At 47.3% G+C, this 26537-nt stretch carries 20 protein-coding genes; 1 reads left to right on the top strand and 19 read right to left on the bottom strand.

Annotated features, from left to right (window positions below; translation table 11 throughout):
- Window positions 1-5: 5 nt before the first annotated feature.
- The 13 genes from flgK to AC0LWT_RS26845 form a co-directional block, all read right to left on the bottom strand.
- Window positions 6-1556: a flagellar hook-associated protein FlgK gene (gene flgK, locus AC0LWT_RS26785; protein WP_474684341.1), complete on the bottom strand. Its 1551-nt coding sequence runs from the start codon at window positions 1554-1556 to the stop codon at window positions 6-8.
- Window positions 1557-1570: 14 nt separating this feature from the next.
- A complete protein-coding gene (locus AC0LWT_RS26790; RefSeq protein ID WP_474684342.1) occupies window positions 1571-2071 on the bottom strand; it encodes a flagellar protein FlgN in 501 nt (166 codons plus the stop codon).
- 32 nt (window positions 2072-2103) lie between these two features.
- Entirely contained in the window at window positions 2104-2382 is a 279-nt protein-coding gene (gene flgM / locus AC0LWT_RS26795; RefSeq protein WP_474684343.1) for a flagellar biosynthesis anti-sigma factor FlgM, read from the bottom strand.
- Between the two features lie 110 nt (window positions 2383-2492).
- A complete protein-coding gene (locus tag AC0LWT_RS26800; RefSeq protein ID WP_474684344.1) occupies window positions 2493-2912 on the bottom strand; it encodes a TIGR03826 family flagellar region protein in 420 nt (139 codons plus the stop codon).
- Window positions 2913-3197: 285 nt separating this feature from the next.
- On the bottom strand, window positions 3198-3995 hold the full coding sequence (locus AC0LWT_RS26805) for a ComFC family protein (RefSeq protein ID WP_474684345.1): 798 nt from the start codon (window positions 3993-3995) through the stop codon (window positions 3198-3200).
- Window positions 3992-5911: an ATP-dependent helicase ComFA gene (locus AC0LWT_RS26810; protein ID WP_474684346.1), complete on the bottom strand. Its 1920-nt coding sequence runs from the start codon at window positions 5909-5911 to the stop codon at window positions 3992-3994. Before AC0LWT_RS26810 ends, AC0LWT_RS26805 begins: the two co-directional genes overlap by 4 nt.
- Before the next feature lie 33 nt (window positions 5912-5944).
- Window positions 5945-6346, bottom strand: a complete 402-nt coding sequence (locus AC0LWT_RS26815) for a hypothetical protein (RefSeq protein ID WP_474684347.1) — start codon at window positions 6344-6346, stop codon at window positions 5945-5947.
- 51 nt (window positions 6347-6397) lie between these two features.
- Window positions 6398-7123 (bottom strand): response regulator, encoded by a 726-nt coding sequence (locus AC0LWT_RS26820; protein ID WP_474684348.1) that lies wholly within the window; start codon window positions 7121-7123, stop codon window positions 6398-6400.
- Window positions 7101-8285, bottom strand: coding sequence for a sensor histidine kinase (locus AC0LWT_RS26825; RefSeq protein WP_474684349.1), 1185 nt, complete (start codon window positions 8283-8285; stop codon window positions 7101-7103). The genes AC0LWT_RS26820 and AC0LWT_RS26825 overlap by 23 nt, the downstream gene beginning before the upstream one ends.
- Before the next feature lie 88 nt (window positions 8286-8373).
- The gene (locus AC0LWT_RS26830) at window positions 8374-10977 is read right to left on the bottom strand and encodes a stalk domain-containing protein (protein WP_474684350.1); all 2604 of its coding nucleotides are present in this window, start codon (window positions 10975-10977) and stop codon (window positions 8374-8376) included.
- Between the two features lie 162 nt (window positions 10978-11139).
- Window positions 11140-12351 (bottom strand): methionine adenosyltransferase, encoded by a 1212-nt coding sequence (gene metK / locus AC0LWT_RS26835; RefSeq protein WP_474684388.1) that lies wholly within the window; start codon window positions 12349-12351, stop codon window positions 11140-11142.
- Between the two features lie 303 nt (window positions 12352-12654).
- A complete protein-coding gene (locus AC0LWT_RS26840) occupies window positions 12655-12930 on the bottom strand; it encodes an alpha/beta-type small acid-soluble spore protein (protein ID WP_474684351.1) in 276 nt (91 codons plus the stop codon).
- 90 nt (window positions 12931-13020) lie between these two features.
- Window positions 13021-13560, bottom strand: a complete 540-nt coding sequence (locus AC0LWT_RS26845) for a hypothetical protein (RefSeq protein ID WP_474684352.1) — start codon at window positions 13558-13560, stop codon at window positions 13021-13023.
- Between the two features lie 105 nt (window positions 13561-13665).
- On the opposite strand from AC0LWT_RS26845, the gene AC0LWT_RS26850 reads away from it, so the two are divergent.
- Window positions 13666-14427: a stalk domain-containing protein gene (locus tag AC0LWT_RS26850; RefSeq protein ID WP_474684353.1), complete on the top strand. Its 762-nt coding sequence runs from the start codon at window positions 13666-13668 to the stop codon at window positions 14425-14427.
- 18 nt (window positions 14428-14445) lie between these two features.
- Here AC0LWT_RS26850 and AC0LWT_RS26855 read toward each other — a convergent pair whose 3' ends face one another.
- From AC0LWT_RS26855 to AC0LWT_RS26880, 6 genes are all read right to left on the bottom strand, one after another.
- The gene (locus AC0LWT_RS26855) at window positions 14446-15111 is read right to left on the bottom strand and encodes an S-layer homology domain-containing protein (RefSeq protein WP_474684354.1); all 666 of its coding nucleotides are present in this window, start codon (window positions 15109-15111) and stop codon (window positions 14446-14448) included.
- A gap of 174 nt (window positions 15112-15285) precedes the next feature.
- Entirely contained in the window at window positions 15286-18558 is a 3273-nt protein-coding gene (locus AC0LWT_RS26860; protein WP_474684355.1) for an S-layer homology domain-containing protein, read from the bottom strand.
- Window positions 18559-18935: 377 nt separating this feature from the next.
- Window positions 18936-22076, bottom strand: a complete 3141-nt coding sequence (locus AC0LWT_RS26865) for an S-layer homology domain-containing protein (protein WP_474684356.1) — start codon at window positions 22074-22076, stop codon at window positions 18936-18938.
- Window positions 22077-22270: 194 nt separating this feature from the next.
- The gene (locus AC0LWT_RS26870) at window positions 22271-22903 is read right to left on the bottom strand and encodes a hypothetical protein (protein WP_474684357.1); all 633 of its coding nucleotides are present in this window, start codon (window positions 22901-22903) and stop codon (window positions 22271-22273) included.
- A gap of 235 nt (window positions 22904-23138) precedes the next feature.
- Window positions 23139-26015: an S-layer homology domain-containing protein gene (locus tag AC0LWT_RS26875; protein ID WP_474684358.1), complete on the bottom strand. Its 2877-nt coding sequence runs from the start codon at window positions 26013-26015 to the stop codon at window positions 23139-23141.
- Window positions 26012-26413, bottom strand: coding sequence for an S-layer homology domain-containing protein (locus AC0LWT_RS26880; protein WP_474684359.1), 402 nt, complete (start codon window positions 26411-26413; stop codon window positions 26012-26014). Before AC0LWT_RS26880 ends, AC0LWT_RS26875 begins: the two co-directional genes overlap by 4 nt.
- Window positions 26414-26537 lie beyond the last annotated feature (124 nt).

A 26537-nucleotide genomic window follows, 5' to 3' on the forward strand; every position in this document is an offset into this window, starting at 1 on the left:
ACCATCTAAAGCCCTACTCTACCCATACCGTTAATCACTTTATTCAAATTTTCATCAAAGGTGGTCATTACACGCGCAGCAGCGGAGTAAGCATGCTGGTACATGATCAAGTTGGACATCTCTTCATCAAGCGAAACCCCGCTTACGGACTGGCGACTTGAGTTTACTTGATCAATCAATGCCTTCTGGTTCTGGGCAATACGATTGGCTCCCTCAGCCTGGACGCCCAGTTGGCCGACCGTCGAATTATAATAACTGCCAATAGTAGTCTGGTTTGAGCTGGCGGAGGTTCCAAACTCAAATTTCGTGTCTTTCAATTGGGAAATCAGAAGAGCCATTGTATTGTTGCCGATGACCGGCGATTCGGTACCGCTCGCAGTCGATGTTCGTATGGACGTAGATATCAGACTTACATTAGCTTGAATAGCGGGATTCAGTTGAATGTTTGAGGCCGTTATCGTACCTCCACCCGAGGAAGTAAAGAAGTCGCCGGCAACGGTCGTGCTATTGGAGATATATCCAAGCTTATGAAGGCCATTCAAACCATTCACCTGAACCGTTAAGTCACTTGTCAACGTACGTGAAGCGCCGGAATACGTTACCCCATTGAGTATCGTTCCTTCCGGAAGTACAGAACCTTTTGGAATAGTAACTGTAATTTGCCCGTTTGCCAACGTGTTCGCCAACGTATCCAATTGGGTCTGGTAGTCCTTAACAATCTTGTCTCTGGAGTTAATCATTCCATAGACTGAACCGCTGGTAAGATCACCGCTGGTATAGGCTTGCTCCAGTGTGGTATTGCTAATCGTATTGGCGGTATCTCCGGTAACCAAGTTCGTGGACCCCATCGAGATCGTATAGCCTTGATCTGTTCGCTGCACACTGATGTTCACAATGTTGGAAAGCTGATCAGTCAGCAAGTCCCGCTGATCCCGCAAGTCGTTGGCGTCATCCCCGAGACTTTCTATTTTTTTAATCTGATCGTTCAAACTTGCTATCTGAGCCGTTTTGTTATTGATATTAGCTGCTTCTACGCCTACGTTTGTTGTCAAGTCGTTGCTCAGATCGGACAAACTCTTGCTTACGTAATGAAAAGTGTCCGTTAGCGCCATCGCATTCTCGCTGACAATCTTACGGGCATCAAGGTTCTCCGGGTTTTTGCTTAAATCGGACCAGCCGTTCCAAAATTTGCTCAATACCGTTTGCAAGCCTGAATCGGACGGTTCGTTAAAAACCTTTTCCAGCTTCGAAAGCGTATCCTGCTGGATGGTCCAGCTCCCGTATTCTTTGTTCTCATTACGGTACTGGTCGTCCAGGAAATTTTCACGAATCCTTGTAACAGACGTGTACTCGACCCCAGTACCCAATTGCCCGGGCGCATTAGAGCGCATATAGCCGGGAGCCTCGATCGGTATGGACGCAACCATATTGACTCTTTGCCTGGAATACCCTTCCGTATTCGCATTTGCAATATTATGTCCGGTTGTGTTCAAAGCAGCAGTCTGTGTGAATAACGATCTCTTTGCCGTCTCTAATCCCATAAAGGTTGAAGTCATAACAGTTCTCCTCCTTATGCTTTGGTATCGAAATAACCGGTTCTTTTTAACTGATTCCGATGCAGGACAGGGTTGCTATAAAACAAATCATCCCCCTCGTCTCCTGTGATCAGGTTCAGCGAATAATCGATGAACGATAGCGATTGCTTGATCATTTGCTGATTCAGTTCGTTAATCTTCTTGAGTTCATTCAACTTGAGCAGCAATGACTGTTGTAAAGTTTGAAGAGCCGTTTTATCCTCGGCTTTGAACACGACTTTGGCCAAGTCGCTGACCGTTACATTGGGGTTGGGATAAAATCCCCGGGAAATCAAATAAGTTCCGATCTCCATGACTCGTTGTTTCTCAAGGGCTTCCATTTGTTTGACCAGCTTGCTTTCCTTGAGTACAATCTGATTCATAAGCTCCACATCATTGACGATAAGAGCTTCTTTTTTTTGCAAGCCCAATTCCAAAAGCAAGTCTTGGATATCAATCAACTGTTCCATAGTTGTAATAACCGGCTCAAGCGACAACGCAGATCACCTGTCTCTTCTTGTTTTCTCGTTTATAACCGGAAGTAGGGCAACAATTTCTCGGCGATTTTATCCGCCGGCACTTTGTACGTTCCGGATTGTATATTATTTCTGAGTTCTTCCAGGCGTTGAGTCTGTGACTCCGTCCGATTCGCACTGTAAGCCTCTTCAAGCAGTTCCTTCGCCTCGGAAGAAATGACGATTTCATCTTTTTGCTTGGATTTTTTTCCGATGTTCTCAGCCGCTTTATAATCGCTGGATTTTATATAGTTATTAACGGCTCCGATTCGTCGAGATTCGTTGATGTTCAATTGAACCATCCTGCCTTTCATTCAAAAAATAGAAATAGACCGATAACGTGTAGTACTATTATCGGCCGAAAATATAAAAAAATGAATACATTCGCATATAAAAATAAAATTTATTGCCGGCTATCATTCAATCGATCCTTAATATTAAATCCCTCTTTGTAACCACGGGCAGGAGTCTCTTGGACACGAGCTTCATTCTCTTGCATTCGTTTCACATCCTTGGCCAGCTTTTGGCGGCACTCCTCGCACATTGTGCCTTCGCGAATCGATCTGCTGCATACTTCACAAGGATAAGACATATTCACATTTTGGGCAATTGAAATTCGCCCTTCGCGAATAAATCTCGTTATTTGTTTGATCGGCACTTCCGTTGCTTCGCTAAGCTCCTGCAAAGAGGCCTGCCTGTTTTCCTGCAAATATTTCGCGCACTTATCATACTGCAGCTGCATCTGTTTGACACAGGCTGGACAAATATCGTGAATTCCTTTCATAAACAACTTCCCGCAATTTGGACAATTGGCAGCGTTCATCGGTCAGCCCCCTAATCACTATTCTCGTATATCTTCATTTTACCTTACTTATCAGTAGTTGGATACCATTTCCTAATAATATTCAACAAGAATCTCTAAAGTTCGAGTTCTATCGTCTAAATTTGTCAAGCACATCCAACACATCGAAATCCACCCGGAAATGAACTTATCCCCAAATGTTTCCACGAAGGAAGGCCGACTTACTCACGTCTCCTGATAGCTACATTCTTTATTCCATCTTCGAAATCCAGTATCCTCTAAAATCGGGTCATTCAATTTTAACACCTACCTGGCCCAAGTCAATCCGTACACCTCTGCGGTCAAGCAACCCTTGATCGCCTTCGCGCATTGGTTCAACGTGCTGCCGGTCGTATAGACATCGTCAACGACATAAATGATCGGCGCAGCACCGGGCGTACCTGCCCTCGCAGCACCTGTAACCCGCTCCGACAAGCGTGCGTCCGCCTCAAAAGCGTTCTGCAGATCCTCAAGCCGCTCGTTTCTGTTCTTGAAGCTCTGCTTGTCCGTATGCCTGGCTCTATGCAGCATCGGGACCACCGGGATGCCCACCCTCCGGCCTAGTTCCTCTGCCATTTGCTCGGCTTGGTTAAACCCGCGCTCCAGCAGCCTTCGCTCGCTGACCGGCACAAAAGTTATCAGCCGCTGAACCTCTCCTCGACCCGGCTTCGCACAATCCGTCTCGGCTTGCAGCAAGCGGTATGCATGAACCAGCATCTGCCCTACGATATCGCGCAATCGTTCGTCTCCGCGATATTTATATCGTGCGAGTAATTCTTTCATCGCGGCGTCATATCTGACTGCACTGCGGCTTTTTACAAAATAAGCCTGCTTCCTCCGCACGCAGTCCGGGCAAGCCTCTCCTCGCCCGCAGGTGGGACAAAGCGCACTTCGAATCCAGGGGATGCTGAGGTAGCAGGACTTGCACAGCCCCAGCTCATTGCCGCTTACCGCCGCGGAGGTCTGCTTGCAAAGCAGGCATTCCCCCTTGCCGGGGCTCAGCAGCGAGTGCAAGGCGCCTGCGGCACGGCTCGCCCAACTTTTCCACAATGGCCGATCGATCACGAATCTCCCCCTTTCAAATACCCGTGCTTACGGGCAATCCGGTTCATCTGCTTAATCTGGCGCACCGCCTCTTTCTGTGACTTCGTCCATTCCTTTGCCGCAAAATAAACCTTGCCTGCCGGATCCTCCTGCGATCTGCCGGCACGTCCTGCCATCTGGACAAGGGCGGCTTCGTCAAAAAGACCCGAATCCGCGTCGACAATAAACACGTCGGATTTCGGCACCGTCACGCCGCGCTCGAGGATCGTCGTCGTGACGAGCAGCCGTATGTCCCTGCTCCGAAACCGCTGCACCTTCTCCGCCCGCAACGGGTCCTTGGACGACGTCCCCTCCACGCGGGACGCCGGCTCTCCCGTCCCCGCCAGCAGGCGCCGGCGCAGCAGTTCCACCATCGGCTCAACCAGCCTGATGTTGGGCACAAACACAAACAGCTGCGCTCCCCGCTCCAGCGATGTCTGCAGCTGTGCCGCCAAAGCGTGCGGCACTGTGTCTTTCTCCACGCACCGGCGCAGCGGGGGAACGGACAACCGCTGCGGTACCGGCAGCGGGTTTCGGTGAAACCGCGCCGGCACCTTAACGTGCGGAAGCCGTCCGCGCTCGGCAGCCTTGCGGACCGCGCGCGGCGGCGTCGCCGTAAGCAGGATCGTGCTGCCGCTGCGCTTGCACGCTTTGCGGGCGGCATATTCCAGCATGGGATTGCCGTGGTAAGGAAAAGCATCGATCTCGTCGATGATCACCAGATCGAACGCTTCATGAAATCGCAGCAGCTGATGCGTCGTGGCAACCGTAATCTCTCCCTGCTCCCAGCGCTGCTCGCTGCCTCCATACAAAGTGACGACGCGGCAATCGGCAAATGCTTTGCCGATCCGCGGCTGCAGCTCCAGCACGACGTCCTTGCGCGGCGTCGCTACAAGCGCCCGGCCTCCGGCAGCAACCGTGCGCTGGATAAAAGGAAAAATCATCTCCGTCTTGCCGGCCCCCGTCACCGCCCAGATCAAAAAGCTGCGGGGCGCCCTCCGACCAGCGTCTTCAGGGGGGCTTCCTTGGCTCCCGCCGCCGCTCGGGTGACTTCCCCGGGCTTCCTCAAGGAAGCGGAGCCCTTCCAGCGACGCGGCCGCTTGAGCTTTGCTCAGCCCCCACGGCTGCAAATATGCTTGATAATCAACATCCTCCGCGGAGGACCGTTCTCTACCGCCCATTTCAGCGGCAACCCCTTGAATGAGCAAAGAACAGCAGCGCGTCCTGCCCATCGTCAGACACTCTTCGCAATAAGGGCATTCCTGCCCGCAGTACACACAGGCCGACCAAAACATGCGTTCAGAACCGCTCCCGCATCTTTTGCAGTTGTATGAGGCCATTTTCCGAAAGCCCCGGCGCCAGTCTCTTCGTTCATCGAGCTTGAAGCCGTTCGTCACCATGACATCCTTGTTCAGAAATGCAAGTTGAATATAGGGCAGCCAGTCATCCGGCTTCATTGAGGCTCCCAAATATTCCAGCAGCTGCTGGAGCTCTTCGGCTAGAAGCGACCTGCCGCTGCAGGCGCGGACCATATTCCGGTAAAAATCGGTATCCAGTCGAACACGCGGAAACATGCCTTGCTTCCACATGCCGTAATCGATGGGTTTGAGGTGAAACGACGCGCAAGAGCCGCTTGTCATGCCGCACGCTTCGGCGGCGCGACGCAGAATGCTGATATACTCGAGGGATTGAGAATGGATTGACGTTGGAGAGGTTTCGGAGGCAAGCTTGTTAAGCATTTGTATAGCTTGTCCTAACGAAATAAAAGGTTCCAGCATGACGATGCCGGCGTCGGCAGCGTATTGCTCGAACCAATAATGAATGTCGGTGTATGCGTGGATCGTAAGATGCCACTCCAGCTTGGACCCAATATGCAGCGCATAAAGTTGAGCCTTCATTCTTCACCTGGCTTTCAATTGTAAAGTAAACGGTTACTGCATGACAAACGGAATCTCGATAAGTTCCTCTCTATTGCTGATATTTACGACAATGACAGCTTCCATCTCATGCTGGTGCAAATAATGATCCACAGATTCATAATTGGAATCGCTGCAGATCTCCAGCGGGAAAGTATGGGATAATCGCTCAATGATCTTCATTGTATCATCCGACGAGCCTTTATCGATAACGGTTGTTTGCAGCTCCCGTCCTTTGACCCGCGAAAAGAAGAACAATGAGCGAATATACCATTCAATTTGATTCTCATTGTTTTTGGTAATGAGCAGAACTCTTGCTGCTTTCTTGCTGCTGGCCTTGCGGCTGCCGAACAAGATATGAAGCACGGCGATGCTGAGTCCGTAGCAGCCAACTATCCAAAGCAATCCGATCCACATGGCGGCTCCCTCCCTTACCTGCATTGTATGCGGTGGAGGGAGGGGGGGTTCCTACAAAGTCACCCAGCCGTTTTTAATGGCGATAATAACCGCTTGCGTCCGGTCGTCAACTTCCATTTTCTGGAGGATGCTGCTCACGTGATTTTTTACGGTTTTCTCGCTAATGTAGAGAAACTCGCCAATCAATTTGTTGCTTTTGCCTTCAGCCATCAGACGAAGCACTTCCGCTTCGCGTTTGGTGAGCGGGCTATTCGTATTATGTATATATTTCAGACCGGAATCCTTGACTCCTTGACCTGGGCCCACTACGCCTACGTCGTCCAAATACGTCATTCTTCTTAGCTGATTGATCAGTTTGCCCGTCACTTTAGGATGAATGTAAGCATGACCCGCGACGACGGAACGAATCGCATTGATCAGTGACTCCGCTTCCATATCCTTTAGTAAATAACCGGATGCCCCCTTACGCAATGTTTCGAATACATAGCTTTCATCGTCATGAATAGACAAAATAATGACCTTGATATCCGGGAAAATAAGTTTTAACCGTTCAGTCGCCACAACCCCGTTCTCAAGCGGCATATTGATGTCCATCAGAACTATATCCGGTGTGATCTGGTTACAAAGTTCAATAACTTGTATACCGTCTCCACACTCGCCAATCACCTCCATGTCTTCTTCCATATTAATGATCCGCTTGACACCTTCACGAAAGAGCTGGTGATCATCCGCAATAATAATTCTTACATTGCGTTTATGACTCGCCGTGTTGTCCATACTGATTTTCCTCCTTGTTCTCTGCGCCGCCTATAGGGATCAGCATCGTAATTTTTGTGCCTGAATCTTTTGCGGAGTCCAGATCCATCGAACCTTCCAGCAGCTCCACACGCTCTCGCATGCCAAGTAAACCGAAGTTGTTTCCCTTAGCAATTCTTTGCTCAATCTGTGCTACATCAAATCCGACACCGTTGTCTACCACATAGATCTGAACCTGTTCGGGCTCCAATGTTAACTCCACAGATACGAAAGTGGCTTTGGCATGCTTGATCACGTTAGAAAGAGCTTCCTGCACCAGGCGGAAAATCGCGATCTCCAATCCGGATGGAATACGGGTCTCTTTGCCTACGAGATTGAACTGCGTACGGATCTTGTGCTTCTCCTCAAAATCCTGCACATATTTGCGCAATGTAGGAACAATTCCCAAATCGTCAAGCGCCATAGGGCGGAGGTTGAAGATAATTTTGCGTACTTCTTCAAGCCCCCCTCTGACTTGTCCCTTCAAATCTATTAGTTCTTCTTTGACTGCAGATACATCTTGCTTCATCAGCATTCGCTCTGCGATTTCGGTGCGAAGCACGACATTGGCCATTGTTTGCGCCATACCGTCGTGAATTTCCCGGGCAATTCTTTTGCGTTCTTCCTCTTGGGCCAAAATAATTTTCAGCCCGAACAATTGTCTATTTTTTGCTGATTCCAATATGCGGGTAACCTGGTTCAAATCGCCGGATAAATATTCAAGTACGACATTCATTTGGGAGACTATCGTTTCGGCCCGTTCCACTTGCTTGTCCACATTTTTGACGCGCTGCTGAAGATCGTTGCGCCGCGCCTTCAGATGGTTTTCTTTTTCGCGTGCGATCGTAAGCTCCAGTTGGAGAGCGATCGCGGCCTCGTAAGCCGTTTTGATATCTTCTTCGCGGTAGCGATTGAAATCGCGGCTTACCTCCGTAAGACGAATACGGGATCGTTTGTAGTCCTTTTCCAACCTATCCACTAGTTCGATAGTAATGCTGGCCTCTTCTTTAATTTCTGCCAATTCGCGAACAAGAGCCTCTCTTTCCAGGCGGGACGTTTCAGCAATTTCAAAAATTTGATACTTGCTGCTCTCCATGACGTTAATGGCGTTTTTTATGACACGATCTATAGCGTCCGGCTGCAAATGGAACAAGCTCCTTTATGAAAACGAAATTGGTCTACCCCATATTGTAACATAATTCTACAGTTTTGAAGTGTACTTCTAGCACTATTTATTCCAGCGTAATGCCTTGATTTATAGGTTCCCAGCCCACCTTCCACCCTAATTTCTCGGAAATTAGTCGCAGAGGCACCATAGTCAGATTGTTCATAATCCGCGGGGCTACTTCCGCAGTCACGCGTTCCCCATTCACGATCAAATCCGGATTGTCGAGCCATAGGTCGATCAGTTTGTCTCCGCGAATAATCGTTACCTTGCGCTCTTTATCGTCCCATTTTACATTGCCGCCCAGTGCTTCCGTAACAAAACGAATCGGTATCATCGTATTCCCATTAATAATGACCGGCGCTTGTTCCAATGTCATCGGATTGTTATTCAGACTTACCTGCTTTTTATTTACGTTCAGCTTCACCTGATTTTTCGGGAGCTGAGCCATTTGTCCTTTGTAAATGAACGATATGTCATCAATATTAATTTTCCCTTTGGACGCCCTTTCATCCTGTCCAATAGCTGGATTGGCAACGTATACGCTCTTCAATGTTACGGGAAACTTCAGGCCCGACATATCGGCAGTTACCTTTTTCCATCCGGTCCAATTCATATTCTCCGTAAAGCTTCTCAACTGCTGCTTGCCGTCGGCATCCACAAACTCTGCACGCACCCAGTTCATGCTTCCATCGCCATATACTTTCGCCGTAATAAACTGCGGTTCACCGTCTACTGGCGTCCCATTCGGAGCGTCAAATCTGGCATAAGCCGCTTTTGTACCTGAACCCTTGGTAAAATCATAAGAGATTTCCAGGTTTTTATTGCCGTTCATTTGGCTTATTTTGACGTTGGAGACGACCTCAGCCGGATATTGGTCTCCATTCGTCATTACCGCGTTATGATCCAGGTCGTACCAAATCTTCTCTTGACCTACAGGCAATGTGACCATTGTACTGTAGCCGTCATATCTGGCAATAACCTGGGCTCCCTGGCTGCCTGCCGTACTATCCACATGCAGCACACCGCCGGTAATTTTCCCTTGAATTCCGCTAAGCTCCCAATCCGCCGAAGCGGCAGGCAGCTCTCTCGTTAAACCGCTTTTCGTAGTTACTGTAATAGGAAGCCTGAAATCCCCACCCTCCGTCAATGAAAATCCGCCTGCGCTAAAAGTCATGGACGCGATCTGGTCACGTCCTACTACTTCTACGTCCATAGACGCAGAACCTTTTCCGGACGTCGCGGTAATTTGCGTTTTGCCCACTTGCGCCGGCGTAAATACATTATCTTTGAACGTTCCCGCGGACCCGGAGCTGCTCCATTGCGGGACAATCGAAGATACGTCCATTGGATTGTAATAGTCGTCATAGGCGCTGAATTGATATGTACTGGACTCGTTTTTAAATAATACGTTCGCTCCCCTTAAAATAAGTCCTTTCAGCTGGCCTTTGGGAGCTGTCGAGTATACGCCGACACCATTCGCTACCGCGCGCTGATTGCCATTCTCGGTTTTGTTCGTCAGCTTTGGCGCCGTTTCTCCCAACGGCCTCGATACCATCTGCGTAGATCCGCCGCCGTCCAGAATCATACCGCGCCATACGCCGGCCTGGATCATGAACTGCTGGAGCTCGGGAAGCGTCATTCCTTGGCTGCCGCCGCTCCTATCGGATGTAAGAATATATGCGGTTTTCATATCTTTGGAATAGCCGATCGCCGTTCTGGAACGCGGCGTGTAGCCGTTGAAATCATTCACATTCCGTGTGAAATAACTCGGCTTCCCTTCATCGACAAGCAGTGTGCTGCCGCCGATCATCGTCTTGAACGTTTTCCAGTCGTACGTTTTGGAAGCGTCATGCGGGATCATATCGTATTTTGCCGTAATTTTATCCCCGACTTTAAGATGGTTGACGATAAAATCTCTCGCCTGCCCCGAGCCTCTGAGAATGAAACCGTCTGCCGGAGGAATCATTTTGACGTTTGTATCTACTTCGATTTCCTTTACTACACCGTTCTGAACCAATGCCTCCGTAGGAACATTCGTTCCGTCCACGGCACGCTGCTGATTTCCCCAAGCATTCGTATACAGAAGCAGACCGTTCGCAATCATTGGCGTGCCGCTTTCATCCCAATAATACGTCTTGTTCACTGCCGTAAGATCGAAAGCTGTTCCGTCTTTGGCCGTGACCGATCCTTTGAAATCAAAAATATCAATGATCGGCTGATTATCCTTCGTAATCGCAAACGAATAAATTCCGGATGTCTGAGTCGGGCTTGACATGATTTGACCATTGGTTATTTGCGCCCCTTCAGGAGCTCCTTCTGCCGTTGTATCGAAAAAGTCCCCGTTAACCCCTGCCACGGCACCGGTATCCTTAGCCATGCCCAGCACACTCTGGTTTTTCGTGAACTGATTGTTCGTTCCCGCCATTGCGTCAATCTTGACATTGGGGTTTGTTAAATCTACTTCTATGACATTCGCATTCACCGATACATTCTTATTGTTTCTCGCAGTCGACCAAACGTAATTTTTGAGAATAGCTCCAGAAGTAATCGTCTCCTGCGAACTTAACGTCAATGTTGAATCAGCCGCCCTGACCGGGGTTCCTATAACCATCTGCAATGACAATGCGCAAGCCAGCGCTCCAATCCCCAACTGCTTCCGTAACCTCATGCTGCTTTTCCACTCTCCTCTATCAGTCTACTATCTGAACTTAACAAATATATAGACTCTGATTCTATTGAAAAAGTTACGGAGCAGCAGCCGTTGTATTTATATGATTGAAAAAAAATACAAAAAAAGACCATCCCGTTGAGGGATGGCCTCTTGACAATCTTAGCTATTGATTAAAGCTTCCGCTTTTAAAATTTCAGCTTTATCCGTACGTTCCCATGGAACATTCAGGTCGTTGCGGCCAAAGTGACCGTAAGCTGCCGTTTGACGGTAAATCGGACGGCGTAGATCCAACTGCTTGATGATACCGGCTGGACGAAGGTCAAAATGCTTGCGGATCAGCTCGACAAGCTTGTCCTCGCTAACTTTGCCGGTGCCGAAAGTATCCACTGCGATCGAAACCGGTCTTGCTACGCCAATTGCATAAGCCAATTGAACTTCGCATTTGTCGGCGAGACCCGCGGCTACGATGTTTTTGGCTACATAGCGAGCAGCGTATGCGCCGGAACGGTCAACTTTTGTCGGATCCTTACCGGAGAAAGCTCCGCCGCCATGGCGAGCGTATCCGCCGTAGGTGTCGACGATAATTTTACGGCCTGTAAGACCCGCATCCCCTTGAGGTCCGCCAATAACGAAACGGCCGGTCGGGTTGATGAAATAGTTCGTATTATCATCCAAAAGTTGCGCAGGCACGATAGGCTTAATAACATGCTCTTTGATGTCTTTTTGGATTTGTTCCAAAGTTACTTCCTCGCTGTGCTGCGTGGAAACGACAATCGCGTCAACGCGAACCGGTTTGTCTCCATCGTACTCTACAGTAACTTGAGTCTTGCCATCGGGACGCAGGTAAGGAAGAGTTCCGTTCTTGCGAACTTCAGTCAGACGGCGCGCCAATTGGTGGGAAATCGAGATCGGCAGCGGCATAAGCTCCGGAGTCTCGTTAACCGCAAATCCGAACATAAGACCTTGGTCTCCTGCGCCGATTGCTTCGATTTCCTCATCGGACATTGTGCCTTCTCTTGCTTCAAGCGCTTTGTTAACGCCCTGTGCAATGTCAGGGGATTGCTCGTTCAGGGATACCAAAACCGCACATGTCTGGGAGTCAAAACCATACTTAGCGCGAGTGTACCCGATTTCTTTGATCGTTTGTCTTGCGATAGCTTGAATATCTACATACTCAGAGCTGGAAGTAATCTCACCAATTACCAATACCAAACCCGTTGCAACGGATACCTCGCACGCTACGCGCGCATTCGGATCATTTGCAAGGAAAGCATCCAATACCGAGTCAGAAATTTGGTCACAAATTTTATCAGGATGACCTTCTGTTACGGATTCGGATGTAAATAAACGACGTCCACGTTCTAGTGCCATGTCATTCATCCTCCTATAATCATAGTATGTATGAAAAGCCCCCAATTGATGCCTCTTGCCATCATTCGTTCGCGCTTTAATCAGCAGCTTTTCATGCTGACCGGAATGTGTATTCTACTCGCTGGTGCGGTGTAAAAAATAAACATTTCCGACATAAAGAATAGTTGTCTTATAACAAAAATGAACCTTCTCCGGGTGGAAAAGGCTGCAAAGGCATTGACCTTCAATTAATTATCTTACTGCATTTGTTGTCTAGTGTCAACGAAAGCATGTGAAATTAATAGAATCATAACAATTTCTATCCTACAAAGTAAAAAGGGTCTCTTCCGCTTTTTGGATCAGCCGTCTCGTAATATTGCCCCCGACCGCCCCCGCATCCCTGGAAGAAATATGGCCCCAGTAATCCTCTTTTATGGAAGAGGCGGGGATCGAACCTAGCTCGGTAGCAAACTCCGTATTGCCGAGACCATAGGCATTTTTACCTACAGGCAATCCAAGCTCTTCTGCAATTTCATACTTAAGGATATCCAGCGCCTTCTTCGACTCGGGAACAACCTTGACGTTATTGCTTCTAGCCATAACTATTCTCCTCCTTAAGTTGTGTTCAACTGTAGTATGGCTAGATTGCAGATGCCGAAAACTCATAAGATGTTGTCAACTGGGGTAAAATTATGGAGTCACTGTACTACCGTCAGCATTGAGCAAAAGATAACTGCCGCGCACCATGACATAAATGTCTGCTGTATTTTTCGGGCTCGGTTTAATACCGCGGCCTTCGCGAGGGAAAATGAGCAAATGATTTAATTCCACTGCTGCTCCCTCTGCCACATCTTTGCCAGCAGTAACGTCGGGCACACCCTCACCATCTTTACTTACCACAACCGTTTTTCCCGTTCGCACAATAAACTCACTGCCACTGCCGGCGTAGAGAGTTTGTCCGGATTTTAGCAAAACTACGCTCATATTCGATGAAGTCGCACTCCCACCTGAGTTTGTGCCGCTGGACGTATCGCCCTGTGAAGCTAGCGCCGAAGCGATAAGTTCTTTCACTTTTGCCTCGCTTAAAGTATTTTGATCAAAATAACTCTTGGTAATGACCGGATCCGTCGATGATCCTGGCGTTGGAGCGTCGGCTTTTGATACGGACAAAAATGACGTCGATAAAAAAATAACCGAAAAAGCTGTCGCAAGAACTCTTTTCTTCTTCATAGTTGTGCACTCCTGTCATTAAAAAATCTGGTAATATAAAGGAAATTCCAATCCTTTTGTTGAAGTATACTTTATAACTAAATTCGACAAAATGGAGTGATTCCGGTGAAAAGGTTACTAACCGCAACTTTGATTTTATTCTTTATATCCAGCAGCGTCAATGCCTCTACCAATCACGGCAGTTTCGAAGGAAATCCCATAGTGAGCATACAATCTAGTGGAAAAGAACTAAAAGTCGATGACGTCCCCGCCATTAATTACAACGGAAGAACTATGGTCCCGATTTATTTATTGAAGCAGATTGGCGTCGAAGCTGTATGGAACGATGCAACTTACAGCGTAAATGTGAAAGTAAACGATAAAGCTGCTGGCACTTCAACTACCCCAACTCCAACCAAAGATGATACAACTACAAAAAAAGACGACCTTGAAATCCTTAAAGATACCTACAAATGGCTAAGCGATACGGATATGGCACTCTGGATGTTTGCTGTAAGATTGCAGCAGTATGCGGATTCGGATTTGACAATTAATCAGGATCATTTGACGGATAGTGACTACGAAGACCTAAACAATCTTTATAAAGAATCGTTAACATTTGCTACTGAGAGAATCAATGATATTAAAATCAATAATTCGATCAAAGACATTCTTACGAATCAATCCAATGCGCTCATACAGCTTAGCCAAACAAGAAACCTGATTACTTTTTGGCGATCTAAGTCTAATGACACCCAAATTACAAATAGTTTAAAAATTAGTTTGTTGAACTCTCAAACCATAACCCAGAAAAACCTAAACTTTACCAATAAATGCATTCATGATCTTATAGCAGCCAAATATAAAAGCAGTAAAAACCCTTCATAATAGAAGGGTTTTACTGCTTTATTTAATCAAGTTTAAAAAACGTACAATAACAACGGAAGCCTGAGCTCGTGTTGTTTGCTCGTTGGGGCCAAATAATTGGTCATTCAAACCGTTCATAATTTTAGCATTAAGAACTTCTGCGATTTCCTTCCTGCCCCAGGAAAGATCTTTTAGATCGCTATATTGGCTGAGCAATTCTTTTTCTCTTGCATCACCAATGGAAAGGCCAATATTGCTATGTTCAAGAGCCCGTACCAGTATACTTGAAAGTTCTACTCTTGTAACTGCTTTATTCGGCTGGAAAGTTCCATTTTCGTATCCACTAATAATTCCCTCTTGTACAGCCTCCGTAACGTACGGATAAGACCAATCGCTTTGATTCACATCTTGAAAATATGTTTGTTTCGTTACAGATGTTTGCGATCCGGTGTTCATCGCTTTTACCAACATGGCAGTAAACTCAGCCCGAGTCAAGCTTTCGTCAGGGGCAAAAGTGGTCTCTGTCTTCCCGGCAATAATTTGTTTGTTAGCTAAATAGTCTATGTATTTGCTTACCCAGTGATTTTGCGTGTCTTCAAATTTGGTTGTGTTAGTACTATCAGTATTCGCAAATACTGCTGATGGGAAAATACAAATTACTAAAAATATGAAACATACACTACGGGTAATATTTTTCAAAGTCATGTCTAACCCCCCTAAATTCATTCAAAATATAACATTATTATACTTTGAATTGAGGTGATTTATCAAATATCGTTTTTCATCTCTATCTGCGTCTCTCATAAAGATCGGGATTGGATTGTCCTTTAATTAAAATAAAAAAAGAAGACCCGAAAGGATCTTCTTTTTTTAAAGATATTAATTGTCAAGACCGTTGTATGTTGCTTTGTAAGAAGTTGTAGCGGCTTTACCATTTGGTGCAGTTGAAGTCACATCAAATGTTACTGTACCGTTGTTAACACTAGGCGTTGCTACGATATTTCCGTATTGGTCAACAGATACAGTACCACCAGTAACATGATCTACACCAAATGTGATACCATACAGATAGTTGTATTTCTTAGCATTTGTTTCTTCGTTTTTGATACCATAGTTATCAGTTACATTAAGTTGAGTGAACACATTGTAGTTGCTGTAACCGATTGTTTTGGAGGAATCATCAACTGTAATTGTGTCGACTGCAAGAGCATCATTCTTAACAGTTACAGTTGTTGTTGCTGTTTTCACTTTGTTATCATTTGTTTTATAGCTCACGTTGATTGTTGCAGTACCTACTTTATTACCAATTACATAAGCTTTTCCAGCACCGTTGTATACAACTTGAGCAACGGAAGTGTTAGAAGATGTAATCGCAGTAATATTTTTAGGTAAAGCTACTGTGTCGCCACTAGCAGTTGTCGCAGAAACTGTTACTTCGCGAGCAAGTCTGCTTTTACCTGCATCCTTCTGTTCGCCATCAACAAAATAACCATTAGTATCATATTGATGGAGATTATCAATAACACCACTATCCATGGCGTTGAACAAATTAGGAACGCTGTTCAAGCCGTAAGTAAGGCTATCGCTTGTAGTTGCTACATCAAGGTTACGAGTAACTGTATCGATAACAGTTGCAGTGTTATTTTGGAACTTGATCAGTTCAATTTTAACTCCAAAAGTTCCGGAAGCTGTTGCGCTTGTAGCTATGCGGTAAGTGTCATTAAGCTTGTCAAAACCTTTGTTTTGCAGAACGCCTGTAGTATTACCTGGCACTGCAGTCAAGTTATTCAAGACTGCATCACTAAGGCTTGCAGTAGCTGCAACGCTACTAGAAGCAGTATCGTTATCATCTGTGATTGTTTGTTTACCATCAGCCATATTAATAGGAGTAACTTTAGTGTAGTAATAGACACTTCCTGTTACACCGCCAGAAGAAACGCTGCCTTGACCGTCAGTTGTCAAGAATTTATCTTGGCTCTTGTCGTATTGGTCCAAAGCTTGAACAACAATTTTAGTGTATCCGCCTGCTACAATTTTCTTAGCCGGTTCAGTAATCACTTTAAGTTTATCTGGGATACGTACGTTACCAACAGTGAAATTCTTTGTAGCTTGGCTGTTAGCACCGGCAGTTGCGATATAAGCGTTCAGGTTAACAATACCACTGCGACCTGCTGTAATAGTGGACAAGCGAACGCTACCTTTGTGTTCACCACTTTGAAGCACTTTAGCAAGTGTTGTCTCTGTGGATTCACCTTCATTCTTTGTCAATGCGCCAGACAGGGATACATTGATCCGTTTTACGTTTTGGTCGCTTGTCAAATCATCAAGGCTTAATTTGTTTCCATCAGCATCGTATGCAGTAATTGGAACATATACATCTGTATCCCCAGTAGCCACACCACCGCTGATATCACCGATTTCCACTTTTGTAGCTACAGCAGTAGAAGTCACTGAAATTTTTGTAGTAGCAGCTGCACCTTGCAGATATACCTGAGCAGTGTAATCGCCGGTTTTCTCAATGTTGTTATTTAAGCTTACACGAACTGCAGGAATGTCATTATTATCATAATCTTGAATACCAGATTTCAGAAGCTCTTCGTAAGGTGTAAAGATAACTTGTGCTTTTCCATCAGCAACAAGATCGTTTGCACCGTTAGTAACAGAGATAATTGACGAAATAGCTTTGAAACCTAATTGGTTACCGTATTGGTCATATACATTTAATGGGAAAGTTGCAGTCTCACCTTTTTTGGTGATTCCTTTTTTACCATTAGAGTATTTAATATCTCCAGCTTCCATTTTTGTAATGAATGGAGCCACACCTACTGTGAAGTTTTTGCTTGCAGACAAGTGTGTATCATTGAAGTAGATGTTTACTGGAATGACAGTCAAGTTGGATTGCGATTCCGAACTTGGACCAGACTTAGTGCTATCAAAAGTAATTTTCAGTACGCCATCGTCTTTTTTAGTAATTTGAGCGGTTTGGCTGTTGCCCAAAATTACTGTGTAAGAACCAGCCGAGAAGGAAGCATTTTCACCGTATTGGTTAGTAGCTTTAACAAGTACAGTTGCGCTTGTAGTTTTAGCGATTGTATCGCTAGCATTTACGAAGTCGATTTTCTTAACAACTTCGTTTTCAGCAGTGAATTTAGCAGTTGTTTTATCAACAACTTTTTCATCCAAGCCGCTCAGCGTAACTGTGTACTCACCAGCACGAAGATTTGCATCTAAAGACAAGGTTGCGGATTTTTTATCATCAGCAAATTTAGTAGTCGATACAACATCAGTGTTGCCTTGTTTCACGGAAAGCTTAGCTTTGTCAGTGTCAACTGGTTTGTTGAAGCTAACTACAACTGTTTTAACGCCAGTAGGCTTAGCTTCTGTTACGGAAATTTTGCCAGCTGGAACATATTGTTGTTTAGCTTCGTATGCGCCAGTCAGAAGCAGGTCGCGAGTTGCATTGGATTTACCGCCGAAACCGCCGTCAGCTGCTGGGAACAATTTCAGTTCGAGAGCCAATGCTACATAGCCTTGTGCCCAATCGTCAACTGTTGCATCGTCGCCAGTTTTTGCTTTTGCTTCAGCATCTTTACCCAGTACGCGAACCAGGAAAGTTGCCAGTTGTTCTTTAGTTACTTTGCCAGCTGGGTTGTAAGTACCTTCGCCGTAACCGTCAGTTACGCCGGCAGTTTTCAGAGCTTCGATGTAAGGAAGCGCATAGCCGTTAGCTGCATCGTCGGATTTAACATCGGAGAAGCTGGAAGTTTTCAGGTCTTTGTTGATGTCAAGAGACATGACCAAAGCCGCTACTTTAGCGAATTGAGCGCGGTTCATTTCTTCTTTCAGACCAAACTCAGTGTCGCTGATTCCGTCGAAGATTCCTGCGCTAATCATAGCGTCGAATTTTGCTTTTGTCGCTGCGTCAAGATCTTTAAGATCTGTGAAGTTAGCGGATGTTTTTGTTGCTGTAGTTGCTGATGTAGTTGTTGCTGCTGTATCAGCAAATGCTACGGAAGAAAATACGGATAATGCCATTGCTGTAGAAAGAACTACGGATAAACTTTTCTTCATAACCTTTTTTTCTCCTCCTCGAATATCTTTCGCTTTATTTTGTAGGTTTGATCTAACAATATTTGAGCTCGATTCACTCATTGTCCGGTTCACCCCCTTTCCAGAGTTGGAGCATAATTATAACTAAGTTCGCTTGTAGCCCTTTAGCCACATGGAAACTAGTAAACTTTAACTAGAAAAGAAAAGATAGGTACCCACTCATACCACTTCACATTATACAATGGTCGAATAGCGTCGTAAAGAGTTATTTTTAATCATTTCCAAAACAGGCTAACTGTTCTTCTTGCCTTAACTGTTTTCAAAAGTATTAAACGCAGTATTCGAAAAAAAGTTGCGTCACATGAAAAAAAAGTTTTTTCTGCATCATTTTTTATTTTGAATTGGCTAAAAACACGTTGTTTGCATAAAAATAAACAAACAAAGAAGACCCCGAAGGGTCTTCTTTGCTTGCTTATTGATTATTGAGCTGTCAAAGCGATGCTTGCCGATTTGCCGCTTGGTGCTGTAGCCGTCAGGTCGAAGCTTACGGATGTCGATGGGCTTGTTGGCGTTGCCACTACGTTGCCGTATTGGTCTACCGATACCGTTCCGCCCACCACATGGTCGACCGAGAATGTTGCGCCGAGCAGGTAGTTGTACATTTTCGCGTCGCCGTCTTCGTACTTGATGCCGTAGTTGTCGACGATGTTCATACCTGTGAAGGCGTTGAATCCGCTAAGTCCGATCGTTTTGCTTGTATCGTCGAAGCTGAGTTGATCTACTGCAAGCGCATCGCTCTTCACGGTTACTGCTGTTGTTGCTGTTTTCACTTTGCCGTCGTTCGTTTTGTAACTCACGTTGATCGTTGCCGTTCCCGCTTTGTTACCAATCACATACCCTTTGCCACCAGAGTAAACTACTTGAGCTACTGATGTGTTCGAGGAAGCAATTGCAGTAATTTGTTTCGGAAGCGCTACAGTGTCGCCGGCTGCATTCGTTGCAGATACGGTTACTTCGCGAGCCAGTTTACTTGTGTTAGCTGCTTTTTGATCCGCTGCACTCAGTGTGCCGCTTGTATCGTATTGAGCGCCGTCGATGATAACTCCACTATCGATGGCATTGAACAAAGCCGGTACGCTGTTCAGACTGTAGCTCAGGCTGTCGGTCGATGTCGCTACGTCGATGTTGCGAGTCACGGTATCAACTACGCTCTCATTGCCCGATGCGTCTACTTTGACCAGTTCCACTTTCACGCCGAACGTTCCCGACGCGCCGGATCCGGTTGCCAGACGGTACGTATCGTTCATTTGATTGAACGCTGTGTTCTCAACCATGCCTGTAGCGCCGCTCACAGCTTGAAGGTTTTTGAAGCTGTTCGCCGATGTGAACGCAGCTGTTACGGCGCTGGATGCAGTGTCATTGTCCGCTGTGATCGCTTGAACGCCTGTTGTTGTGTTCACCGGCGTCATTTTTGCGTAGTAGTACACGCTGCCGGAAACAGATGTAGGAGTAGCGTTTGTTGACGCATTGCCTTGGCCGTCCGTTGCAAGGTAGGAATCCTGGCTTTTGCCGTATTGGTCAATCGCTTGAACCACGAAGCTTGTGTAGCCGCCAGGTACGATTTGTTTAGCCGGCTCAGTGACGACTTTCAAGTGATCCGGGATACGTACGTTGCCGACCGTGTAGGACTTCGTAGCCGTGCTGTTAGCACCGGACGTTGCGATGTAGGCATTAACCGTTACAACGCCGTTATGGCCCGCTGTGATGTTCGACAAGCGGATGGAACCTTTGTGTTCGCCGCCTTGGTAGATTTTCGCTACGCTTGCTGCGGTTGTAGTACCTTCGTTCAGGGCGCTGGCTCCGGATACTGCCACATTGATCCGATCCACGTTTTGATCGCTTGTCAGGTCGTCTACGCTCAGTTTGTTGCCCGCTGCGTCATAAGCCACGATCGGGATGTACACGTCTGTGTCGCCCGCGGCAATCACGTCGCCCATGTCGCCGATTTCCACTTTTGTCGCTACCGCTTTGGATGCGATCGAAAGTTTGCTCGATGCCGATGCGCCTTGCAGGTACACTTGAACCGTATAGTCGCCGGCTTTTTCGATGTTGTTGGTCAGGTTCACGCGTACTTCTGGGGTATCGTTGTTGTCGTAATCCTGCATGCCTGCGTTCAGCAGCGCCTCGTATGGCGAGAATACCACTTGCGCTTTTTGATCGGTTACCAGGTCGTTTGCGTTTGTACTCAGGGCGCTTTGGATCGCACTGAAGCCCATTTCATTGCCGTATTGGTCAAATACGCTCACTGGGATCGTTGCTGTTTCGCCTTTTTGAGCGATGCTCGTTTGGCCGTTCGAGTATTTTACAGTACCCAGTTCCATTTTCGTAATGAATGGCGCTACGCCGACTGTGAAGTTTTTGCTCGCCGACAAGTGCGTGTCATTGAAGTAGATGTTCACTGGAATGACCGTCAGGTTGGACTGGGAAGCCGTGCCTGCAGCAGCCAATGTGCTGTCAAATGTCAATTTCAGCAAGCCGGCATCCGTTTTGGTAATTTGTGCCGTTTGGCCGTTACCCAGGATAACTGTGTAGGAACCTGCGGAGAACGAAGCGTTCTCGCCGTATTGGTTCGTTGCTTTGACCATGACCGTCGCTTTTGTGGTACGAGCTACTGTGTCGCTGGCGTTAACGAAGTCAATTTTTTGCAAGGTTTCGTCTTGGGCCGTGAAAGTAGCTGTTGTTTTATCTACAGCTGCAGTGTCCAAGCCGCTCAGCGTAACGGTGTAGTCGCCTGCGCGAAGGTTGGTGTCCGTCAACGTCAAGGTTGCTGATTTTTTGTCATCGGCAAATGTAGTCGTAGTTGCTACAGCCGTTGTGCCTTGCGTCAAAGCCAGTTTCGCTTTGTCGGTGTCTACCGGTTTGTTGAAGTTGACCGTTACTTTTTGTACGCCTGTCGGTTTCGCATCGGTTACCGATACTTTACCGGCTGGAACGTATTGCTGCTTGGCTTCGTATGCGCCAGTAAGCAGCAGGTCGCGAGTTGCGTTCGCTTGGCCGCCGAATGTGCCGTCTGTGCCGTTAGGCAGCAGTTTCAGCTCCAGCGCCAGGGCTACATAACCTTGAGCCCAGTCGGAGACTGTAGCGTCGCTGCCTGTTTTTGCCCGAGCGTCAGCATCTTTGCCCAGTACGCGGTCCAGGAACGTCGCCAGCTGCTCTTTGGTTACTTTGCCGGCCGGATCGAACGTAGTGTCCGTTACACCGTCAGTAACGCCGGCTGTTTTCAAAGCCTCGATGTAAGGCAATGCATAGCCGTTCGCAGGATCGTCCACACTAACGTCAGCGAAACTCGATGTTTTCAAGTCTTTGTTAATGTCCAGCCCCATGATCAAGGCCGCTACTCTCGCAAATTGCGCGCGGTTCATTTCATCTTTCAAGCCAAACGTGGTGTCGGTAACTCCATCGAAAATACCGGCGCTAATCATGGCGTCGAATTTCGCTTTTGTGGCTGTGTCAAGATCTTTCAAATCCGTGAAATCTGCGGATGTTTTCGCAAAGGCTACTGAAGAAAATACGGATAAAGCCATTGCTGTTGAAAGAACGACGGTTAGACTTTTCTTCATAGAGTTTCTTTCCTCCTAAGTATTTGAAGTTTTTTGTTATAAAATCTTATAACCGATGGGAGTGTACAGCGATTTTTACATCACTTTTGTGTAGATTTTTGTCTATCACCTAATCTACAAAAACAGTATACTATCTGTTATTCACTCAGTCATTGATAAGAATTTTCCAGCTAATTCATCGTCACGGATTTGTTTTAGCCGACTTTGCTTTGCAATAATTCAATCAATTGCTTGCCCGGATCTTTCATTTCACCTGCAGGTCGATTGCCGCCGCCTTTGCCATCTTGGCCCTTGGACCCGTTCGTACCTTGGTCTTTCGTCTCGCCCTGATTTGTGCTTGGCGCCTTGGATGCATCCGCATTGCCGGAGGAATCCGTACTTTTCGCTGCATTCCCGGCATCCGCATTTTTCTTGCCGTTACCGCGGTTAGCCATGCGCGCGGCCGCATCGTCCACAAATTTCTTTTGGGCATCCGTCAGATTTTCAAGCAGCTTGGCCTTGCTGTCGTCGGTAATCTCGCCTTTGGCGACGATATCTTGAGCTGTTGGCAGCATCGCTTGCGCTTCTTCTTTCGTAATTGAAAGTCCATCGGCTTTGTCCATCATAAGCAGCGTTTGGAATGTGGAAAACATTTGCCGCTGCTGCTGGCTCATCGCAGGCCGATTTGGGTTGGATTCCTTTTGATCCGTCGTTTGACTCTGGCTTTGCTGTTGTGGCTGCGCGGTGCTGACTGCGGCAGAAGCGCTTTGTGCCGCCGGCTGGTTGCCGCAGCCGCTTAATAAAACGGGGATGACCACACAAATCCCGGCTAGCTTTTTTAAATTCATTTAGGTGACCACCCTCCTATCTGATTCCTACAAATACAAGGGTACAGCCGGTTTGTGAAGAAACTAAGACTAAAAGCTGAAATCAGCATAAAAGTTAGCTTAAAATAAGCTGAAATCGCCCGATTTCATGGGATTTTCAGGATCGACAGACCGGAATTTTCCATAAATTTAAGACTGGAAAAAAGGCCCAACTTAAAACAAAAAAGACCCCGAAGGGTCTTCTTTGATCGCTTGATTATTGAGCCGTCAATGCGATGCTTGCCGACTTGCCACTTGGTGTTGTAGCTGTCAGGTCGAAGCCTACGGATGTCGATGGGCTTGTTGGTGTTGCTGCTACGTTGCCGTATTGGTCCACCGTTACAGTACCGCCCACTACATGGTCGACCGAGAATGTTACACCCATCAAGTAGTTGTACATTTTCGCGTCGCCGTCTTCGTACTTGATGCCGTAATTGTCGATGACGTTGATGCCTGTGAAAGCGTTGAATCCGCTAAGTCCGATTGTTTTGCTTGTATCGTCGAAGCTGACTTGATCTACCGCAAGCGCATCGCTCTTCACAGTTACTGCAGTTGTTGCTGTTTTCACTTTGCCGTCGTTCGTTTTGAAGCTCACGTTGATCGTTGCCGTTCCCGCTTTGTTACCAATCACATACCCTTTTCCACCTGTGAGGACCACTTGGGCTACCGATGTGTTGGAAGAGGCAATTGCGGTAATTTGTTTCGGCAGCGATACCGTGTCGCCGGCCGCATTCGTTGCAGATACGGTTACTTCGCGAGCCAGTTTACTTGTGTTAGCCGCTTTTTGGTCCGCTGCGCTCAGTGCGCCGCTTGTGTCGTACTGCGCTCCGTCGATGATCACTCCGCTATCGATAGCGTTGAACAAAGCCGGTACGCTGTTCAGGCTGTAGCTCAGGCTGTCAGTCGATGTCGCTACGTCTACGTTGCGAGTCACGGTGTCAACTACGCTCTCTTTGCCCGATGCGTCTACTTTGATCAGTTCCACTTTCACGCCGAACGTTCCCGCCGCGCTTGATCCGGTTGCCAAGCGGTACGTATCGTTCATTTGGTTGAACGCTGTATTCTCAACCATGCCTGTAGTGCCGCTCACAGCTTGAAGGTTTTTGAAGCTGTTTGCCGTTGTGAACGCAGCTGTTACGGCGCTGGATGCAGTATCATTGTCCGCTGTGATCGCTTGAACGCCTGTTGTTGTGTTCACCGGAGTCATTTTCGTGTAGTAATATACGCTGCCGGAGCCGGACGTATTGGCGTTTGTTGTCGCATTGCCTTGACCGTCCGTCAACAGGTAGGAATCCTGGCTTTTGCCGTATTGGTCAATTGCTTGGACGACAAAGCTTGTGTAACCGCCAGGTACGATTTGCTTAGCCGGCTCAGTGACGACTTTCAAGTGATCCGGGATACGTGCGTTGCCGACCGTGTAGGACTTCGTAGCCGTGCTGTTCGCACCGGACGTTGCGATGTAAGCATTGACTGTTACAACGCCGTTATGGCCCGCTGTGATGTTCGACAAGCGGATGGAACCTTTGTGTTCGCCGCCTTGGTAAATTCTCGCCACATTACTTGCAGTTGTGCTGCCTTCGTTCAAGAAACTGGCTCCGGATACTGCCACATTGATCCGATCCACGTTTTGATCGCTGGTCAGGTCGTCTGTGCTCAGTTTGTTGCCCGCTGCGTCATAAGCCACGATCGGGATGTACACGTCTGTGTCGCCCGCGGCAATCACGTCGCCCATGTCGCCGATTTCCACTTTTGTCGCTACCGCTTTGGATGCGATCGAAAGTTTACTCGATGCCGATGCGCCTTGCAGGTACACTTGAACCGTGTAGTCGCCGGCTTTCTCGATGTTGTTGGTCAAGTTTACGCGTACTTCAGGTGTATCCGTGTTGTCATAATCCTGCATGCCTGCGTTCAGCAGCGCTTCGTATGGCGAGAACACCACTTGCGCTTTTTGATCGGTTACCAGATCGTTCGCATTTGTATTCAGAGCGTTTTGGATCGCGCTGAATCCGAGTTCGTTGCCGTATTGGTCAAATACGCTCACTGGGATCGTTGCTGTTTCGCCTTTTTGAGCGATGCTTGTTTGATCGTTGGAGTATTTTACAGTACCCAGTTCCATTTTCGTAATGAACGGCGCTACGCCGACTGTGAAGTTTTTGCTGGCCGACAAGTGCGTATCATTGAAATAGATGTTCACTGGAATGACCGTCAGGTTGGACTGGGAAGCCGTACCTGCAGCAGCCAACGTGCTGTCAAATGTCAATTTCAGCAAGCCGGCATCTGTTTTCGTAATTTGCGCCGATTGGCCGTTACCCAGGATAACTGTGTAGGAGCCTGCGGAGAACGAAGCGTTCTCGCCGTATTGGTTCGTTGCTTTGACCATGACCGTTGCTTTTGTAGTACGAGCTACTGTATCCCCGGCATTGACGAAGTCAATTTTTTGTACGGCTTCGTCTTGGGCTGTGAAAGTAGCTGTTGTTTTATCTACAGCTGCAGTGTCCAAGCCGCTCAGCGTAACGGTGTAGTCGCCTGCGCGAAGATTGGTGTCCGTCAACGTCAAGGTTGCGGATTTTTTGTCATCGGCAAATGTCGTCGTAGTCGCTACGGCCGTTGAACCTTGTGTCAGAGCCAGTTTCGCTTTGCCGGTGTCTACCGGTTTGTTGAAGTTGACCGTTACTTTTTGTACGCCTGTCGGTTTTGCATCGGTTACCGATACTTTACCGGCTGGAACGTATTGCTGCTTGGCTTCGTATGCGCCAGTGAGCAGCAGGTCGCGAGTTGCGTTCGCTTGGCCGCCAAATGTGCCGTCTGTGCCGTTAGGCAGCAGTTTCAGCTCCAGCGCCAGAGCTACATAACCTTGAGCCCAGTCGGAGACTGTAGCGTCGCTGCCTGTTTTTGCCCGAGCGTCAGCATCTTTGCCCAGTACGCGGTCCAGGAACGTCGCCAGCTGCTCTTTGGTTACTTTGCCGGCCGGATCGAACGTAGTGTCCGTTACACCGTCAGTAACGCCGGCTGTTTTCAAAGCCTCGATGTAAGGCAATGCATAGCCGTTCGCAGGATCGTCCACACTAACGTCAGCGAAACTCGATGTTTTCAAGTCTNACCGGCTGGGTCAAACGTAGTGTCGGTTACACCGTCAGTAACGCCGGCTGTTTTCAAAGCCTCGATGTAAGGCAATGCATAGCCGTTCGCAGGATCGTCCACACTAACGTCAGCGAAACTCGATGTTTTCAAGTCTTTGTTAATGTCCAGCCCCATGATCAAGGCCGCGACTTTCGCGAATTGCGCGCGGTTCATTTCATCTTTCAAGCCAAACGTGGTGTCGGTAACTCCATCGAAAATACCGGCGCTAATCATGGCGTCGAATTTCGCTTTTGTGGCTGTGTCAAGATCTTTCAAATCCGTAAAGTCTGCGGATGTTTTCGCAAAGGCTACTGAAGAAAATACGGATAAAGCCATTGCTGTTGAAAGAACGACGGTTAGACTTTTCTTCATAGAGTTTCTTTCCTCCTAAGTATTTGAAGTTTTTTGTTATAAAATCTTATAACCGATGGGAGTGTGCAGCGATCTTTGCATCACTTTCTTGCAACTTTTTGTATATCACCTCGTCTACAAAAAC

This window comes from Paenibacillus sp. sgz302164 (genome assembly GCF_056120505.1).

Coding starts and splice junctions, on each gene's coding strand:
- AC0LWT_RS26815 (WP_474684347.1), bottom strand. CDS start 6,346: ATGTGGATCGGATTGCTTTGGATAGTTGGCTGCTACGGACTCAGCATC.
- flgK (WP_474684341.1), bottom strand. CDS start 1,556: ATGACTTCAACCTTTATGGGATTAGAGACGGCAAAGAGATCGTTATTC.
- AC0LWT_RS26830 (WP_474684350.1), bottom strand. CDS start 10,977: ATGAGGTTACGGAAGCAGTTGGGGATTGGAGCGCTGGCTTGCGCATTG.
- AC0LWT_RS26865 (WP_474684356.1), bottom strand. CDS start 22,076: ATGAAGAAAAGTCTAACCGTCGTTCTTTCAACAGCAATGGCTTTATCC.
- AC0LWT_RS26860 (WP_474684355.1), bottom strand. CDS start 18,558: ATGAGTGAATCGAGCTCAAATATTGTTAGATCAAACCTACAAAATAAA.
- AC0LWT_RS26800 (WP_474684344.1), bottom strand. CDS start 2,912: ATGAACGCTGCCAATTGTCCAAATTGCGGGAAGTTGTTTATGAAAGGA.
- AC0LWT_RS26820 (WP_474684348.1), bottom strand. CDS start 7,123: ATGGACAACACGGCGAGTCATAAACGCAATGTAAGAATTATTATTGCG.
- AC0LWT_RS26810 (WP_474684346.1), bottom strand. CDS start 5,911: ATGAAGGCTCAACTTTATGCGCTGCATATTGGGTCCAAGCTGGAGTGG.
- AC0LWT_RS26855 (WP_474684354.1), bottom strand. CDS start 15,111: ATGACTTTGAAAAATATTACCCGTAGTGTATGTTTCATATTTTTAGTA.
- AC0LWT_RS26870 (WP_474684357.1), bottom strand. CDS start 22,903: ATGAATTTAAAAAAGCTAGCCGGGATTTGTGTGGTCATCCCCGTTTTA.
- metK (WP_474684388.1), bottom strand. CDS start 12,351: ATGGCACTAGAACGTGGACGTCGTTTATTTACATCCGAATCCGTAACA.
- AC0LWT_RS26840 (WP_474684351.1), bottom strand. CDS start 12,930: ATGGCTAGAAGCAATAACGTCAAGGTTGTTCCCGAGTCGAAGAAGGCG.
- AC0LWT_RS26845 (WP_474684352.1), bottom strand. CDS start 13,560: ATGAAGAAGAAAAGAGTTCTTGCGACAGCTTTTTCGGTTATTTTTTTA.